5 protein-coding genes are annotated in these 4464 nt (G+C 59.4%); 4 read left to right on the top strand and 1 reads right to left on the bottom strand.

Annotated features, from left to right (window positions below):
- Window positions 1–1444, bottom strand: a 1444-nt coding sequence (locus tag JWQ61_RS13330) for a 5'-3' exonuclease H3TH domain-containing protein (protein WP_304360951.1), incomplete at its 3' end; no start/stop codon positions are given.
- On the opposite strand from JWQ61_RS13330, the gene JWQ61_RS13325 reads away from it, so the two are divergent.
- From JWQ61_RS13325 to JWQ61_RS13310, 4 genes are all read left to right on the top strand, one after another.
- Window positions 1445–2182 (top strand): TIGR00730 family Rossman fold protein, encoded by a 738-nt coding sequence (locus JWQ61_RS13325; RefSeq protein ID WP_304360950.1) that lies wholly within the window; start codon window positions 1445–1447, stop codon window positions 2180–2182.
- Window positions 2183–2289: 107 nt separating this feature from the next.
- Window positions 2290–2727 (top strand): hypothetical protein, encoded by a 438-nt coding sequence (locus tag JWQ61_RS13320; protein WP_304360949.1) that lies wholly within the window; start codon window positions 2290–2292, stop codon window positions 2725–2727.
- 119 nt (window positions 2728–2846) lie between these two features.
- A complete protein-coding gene (locus JWQ61_RS13315; protein WP_304360948.1) occupies window positions 2847–3803 on the top strand; it encodes a homoserine kinase in 957 nt (318 codons plus the stop codon).
- An 11-nt stretch (window positions 3804–3814) separates the two neighbouring features.
- On the top strand, window positions 3815–4464 hold a 650-nt coding region (locus JWQ61_RS13310), incomplete at its 3' end, for a BPSS1780 family membrane protein (protein WP_304360947.1).

Below are 4464 nucleotides of genomic sequence, written 5' to 3'. Positions count from 1 at the left end.
CGATTTGCGAAGCGCCCTTGCCGCACACTTCCTGGAAGGTGATGGTCTGGTGGTTCAGGTGGCGCAGCGCCAGGCTGTCCATGTCGTGGCTGCGGTGCGATTCGAACACATACGATTCGAGCAGGGTATCGTGCACGATACCCTGCAGGCTGACGCCCTGGTTGGCGAAAATATGGCTATCGTATTTCAGGTTCTGGCCGACCTTGGGCTTGCTCTCGTCTTCCAGCCACGCGCGCATTTTTTCCAGCACGAACTCACGCGGCAATTGCGCCGGCGCATCCTGGTAGCGATGCGCGACCGGGATATAGGCGGCAATGCCGACTTCGCAGCACAGCGAGATGCCGACCAGCTGGGCGGTCATCGGCTCGAGCGAGGTGGTTTCGGTATCGACCGCGGTCAGGCTGGCTTTGTCGATGCGCTGCAGCCACTGGTCCAGCTGGGCTTCCGTCAGCACGGTTTCGTACTGCCGCTCAACTGGCGCCGCAGTTGCCGCAAACAGGCTGCTCTGGGCTGATTCTGCTGCGCCCGGCTTGCTGCCGGCCGCAGCCGGTTTTCCTGTCTCAGCTGTGTCGGCGGCATTGCCCGCTACGCTCAGTTCGCGCAGCCAGGTCTTGAAGTTATAGCGCGTGAACAATTCGATCAGCGTCTCTTTGTCCTGCTCGGGCGCCTTCAGCGATTCCGGGATCGACACCATGTGCGCGCTCAGGTCGCAATCGGTTTTTACCGTCACCAGTTCCTTTGCTTTCGGCAGCCAGTCCAGCACTTGCCGCAAGTTCTCGCCGACCGCGCCGCCGATGTCGGCCGCATGCGCGATCACCTGGTCGACGGTGTCGTATTGCGCCAGCCACTTGACCGCCGTCTTCGGTCCCACCTTGGCGACGCCGGGAATATTGTCGACGGTATCGCCGATCAGGGTCAGGTAATCGACGATGCGCTCGGGCGGCACGCCGAACTTGGCGATCACGCCGGCGCGGTCCAGCGTTTCGTTGCTCATGGTGTTGATCAGCGTCACATCGTCGTTGACCAGCTGCGCCAGGTCCTTGTCGCCGGTCGAGACGATGGCCTGCATGCCGTGCGTCACGGCCTGCACGGTCAGGGTGCCGATCACATCGTCGGCTTCCACCCCTTCGACCATCAGGATCGGCCAGCCCATGGCGCGCACGGCGGCGTGAATAGGCGTAATCTGTTTAACTAGGTCCTCCGGCATCGATGCCCGGGTTGCCTTGTAGTCGGCGTACATGTCGTCGCGGAAAGTTTTACCTTTTGCATCGAACACGCAGGCGAGGTAAGCTGAGGGGTAATCGAGGCGCAAGCGGCGCAACATATTGATGATCCCATACATCGCGCCGGTCGGTTCATTGGCAGCATTGCGCATATCGGGCAAGGCATGGAAGGCCCGGTAAAGATAACTGGAACCATCAACTAACAGCAGGGTTTTTTGCATATGGAATTGAACGGAAAAAATGTGCCGCGTTTGCGGCAAGTGACGGACATCGAACGCGCAACTTCCAAGAAGGCGCGCGAATCGTGGCATATGTTCACGATTATGGCAGAATTTATCGAGTCGACCGAACGCCTTTCCGAGTTGCATCCGGCGGTGTCGATCTTCGGCTCGGCCCGCATCAAGGAGGACAATCCTTATTATCCCTTGTGCAAGGATATCGCACGACGCTTTTCCGACGAAGGTTTTGCCGTGATTTCGGGCGGCGGCCCGGGTCTGATGGAAGCCGCCAACAAGGGCGCGTTCGAAGGCAAATCGCCGTCGGTCGGCCTGAATATCGAACTGCCGCACGAACAAAGCGGGAATAAATGGCAGGACATCTCGCTGAGTTTCCGTCATTTCTTCGCCCGCAAGGTCGCCTTCGTGCGTTACGCCGATGCCTACATCGTTCTGCCCGGCGGCTTCGGCACACTGGATGAGCTGACCGAGGTCTTGACGCTGATCCAGACCGGTAAATGCCGCCACATTCCGATCATCCTGGTCGGCAGCAGCTTCTGGAGCGGGCTGCTGGACTGGTTCCGCAGCCAGCTGGTGGGCGACGGCATGATCGGCGCCAAGGACATGGACCTGATCCAGGTGCTGGACGATCCGGCAGAGATTCTCGCCGCCGTGGTGAAATTCTACGAGGCGGGCGAAACCGTCATGGCGGAATCCGACAGCCATGCCAGCGTGCTGCTGTAAGCAGCGCCGTCGCCTGACAGATTCCCGGCCCCTTATTGCCTATAGGGGCTGGCGGTTTGTTACAATGAAGACTTCCATCTTGTTTTGATCAAGGTAGCCAAATTCTCATGAATAAATCTCAAGTCTGGCAGCTGCTGGCAGCAGGTATTGTCTCGCTCGCAACGCCTTTGTTGGTAAATGCGCAACAAGCGCCGCAACCGTCCAAGAGTGCAGCGCCGCCACCGCCTGAGCTGCAAAAGCTGGAAGAAGGCGAAGCGCCGGCTGTCACTATCCGCAAACCAGGCGACGAGCCAGCCGGAATCACGCAAAAACGTGAGCAAGGCCGGGTTAGCGAAGTCAAGGTCGAGAGCGGCGGCAGCACGTATTACGTGAAGCCGGGATCGCAAGCCGGCACCCTGCAGCCAGGCGATTCGATCCCGCGCGGCGCGCAATGGCAAATCAAGGAATTCGACCTGGGCCAGAAAGTCCGCAAGCCAGGCGAAGCAGTGCAGACCGACAGCGATGCAGGACTGCCGCCGCCGACAGTGGCGCCGTCCAAGAACTAGCCTGGCGATTCCTGAGCAGCCATGCGGCTGATGCGCGGAAAACCGCTGCGCATTTGCCGCATATTCATTCCAACCCGGCCTGAACCTTGTCCGAATCTTGTCTTTTTCCGATTTTCCCCATGGCAGTATTTACCCCCGTCACGCTAGACGATCTCACGCAGTGGATCCCTCCCTTTTCCTTAGGCAAGGCACTGGCAATCCGGGGCATCTCGTCCGGCATCGAAAACAGCAATTTTTTCATCGACACCGAGCGCGGCGAATATGTGCTGACAGTGTTTGAAAATCTCAATTTCGAACAGCTGCCGTTTTACCTGGAACTGATGCGCCATCTCGCGCAGCGCGGCGTGCTGGTGCCCGAGCCGATCGCCAACCTGCAAGGCCAGATCATCAATCCGCTGCATGGCAAGCCGGCCGCCATCGTCACCAAGCTGGAAGGCGATTGCCAGCTGGCGCCGGCGCCGGTGCATTGCGCAGCCGTGGGCGCGATGCTGGCAAAAATGCATCTGGCGGCGCAGGATTTTACGATTCGCCAGCCGAATCTGCGCGGTTTGTCCTGGTGGCGCGAAACCACGCCGGTAGTGCTACCCTACCTGCCAGAAGACGGACAACAGCTGCTGCGCGACGAAATGGCGTTCCAGGAAAACTTCGCTGCCTCGCAAGCGTATGGCCGATTGCCGAACGGACCGGTGCACGCCGACCTGTTCCGCAACAACGTGATGTTCGACGGCGAACGGCTGACAGGATTTTTCGATTTCTATTTCGCCGGCTGCGATACCTGGCTGTTTGACCTGGCGGTCACGGTCAACGACTGGTGCATAGACCTGGCCAGCGGCAAGCTTGACGACAGCCGGGTACGGGCCATGCTCGATGCCTATCATGCGGTGCGGCAGTTCAGCGCCGACGAACAAACTGCCTGGCAACCGATGCTGCGCGCCGGCGCCCTGCGCTTCTGGCTGTCGCGGCTCTACGATTTTTATTTACCGCGCGAAGCAGAAATGCTGACGCCGCACGACCCAGCCCATTTCGAGCGGATCCTGCGGCAGCGCGTCGCCCATCCGGCGCCAAACCTGTACTGATTAGATAAATAATGGAAAAACTGCCTGCCAAAACCGGATGGACATGGATCAAGGAGGGGTTTGCGCTGTTCCGCAAGCAACCGGCCGAGATCTCCACCTTATTCCTGGCGTATATGTTCGCGATGCTGCTGCTGAACATCGTGCCGCTGCTGGGACGGATATTGCCGCTGGTCCTGGTGCCGGTGTTCGCCATGTCCTTTATGCAGGCTTGCCTGAACATCGAGCAGGGCAAGCGCGTCTACCCGAATCTGCTGATGGTAGGTTTCCGCTCGCCGGCACTGCAGAAACTACTGCTGCTGGGGGTGTTGTATCTGATCGCGGCTGTCATCGCGCTGGCGGCATCATCCTTGATTGATGGCGGCCTGTTCTGGCAAACCGTGACTGGCGAGACCACGCCTGACCCGAAGGAAATACAGGATTCCAGCATGTCGCTGGCGATGTTGTTTTCCGCCGTGGTCTACCTCCCGGCGGCAATGGCATTCTGGTATGCGGCGCCGCTGATCATGTGGAAAGAAATGGGCGTACGGAAAGCCGTTTTCTACAGCTTCTTTGCCGTCTCGCGCGAATTGAAAGCATTTACCGTCTATGGACTGGCATGGGCCGCCATCGGCGTCGTGCTGCCGGCGATCATCAGCGTGTTGATAGCGGTCTTGGTCGGCAG

It is taken from the genome of Collimonas fungivorans (assembly GCF_028292705.1).
Taxonomy (GTDB): domain Bacteria; phylum Pseudomonadota; class Gammaproteobacteria; order Burkholderiales; family Burkholderiaceae_D; genus Collimonas; species Collimonas fungivorans_B.
The sequence above is the reverse complement of the archived record's forward strand: the minus strand, read 5'-3'. Positions and strand labels throughout refer to the sequence as shown.

Coding starts and splice junctions, on each gene's coding strand:
- JWQ61_RS13320 (WP_304360949.1), top strand. CDS start 2,290: ATGAATAAATCTCAAGTCTGGCAGCTGCTGGCAGCAGGTATTGTCTCG.
- JWQ61_RS13315 (WP_304360948.1), top strand. CDS start 2,847: ATGGCAGTATTTACCCCCGTCACGCTAGACGATCTCACGCAGTGGATC.
- JWQ61_RS13325 (WP_304360950.1), top strand. CDS start 1,445: ATGGAATTGAACGGAAAAAATGTGCCGCGTTTGCGGCAAGTGACGGAC.